The organism is Streptococcus sp. HMSC056C01, assembly GCF_001811305.1.
GTDB lineage: Bacteria > Bacillota > Bacilli > Lactobacillales > Streptococcaceae > Streptococcus.
The window spans coordinates 1-203 of the sequence record NZ_KV804183.1 but is presented as its reverse complement, the minus strand read 5'-3'; the positions used below and the strand labels follow the sequence as shown (position 1 = coordinate 203).

At 51.2% G+C, this 203-nt stretch carries 1 pseudogene; it reads right to left on the bottom strand.

Annotation, left to right across the window (positions count from 1 at the left end):
- A pseudogene (locus HMPREF2795_RS10750) lies at positions 1 to 203 on the bottom strand (hypothetical protein); the annotation flags it as partial.

The following is a 203-nucleotide window of genomic DNA, read 5'->3' as shown; positions in this document are numbered from 1 at the left end:
CGGCTTCAGCAAGCACATCGGCTTCAGCAAGCACCTCAGCTTCAGCAAGCACCTCAGCTTCAGCAAGCACATCGGCTTCTGAATCAACATCAGCTTCAGCAAGCACATCGGCTTCTGAATCAACATCAGCTTCAGTAAGCACCTCAGCTTCAGCAAGCACATCAGCTTTAGCAAGCACATCAGCTTCAGCAAGCACATCGGCT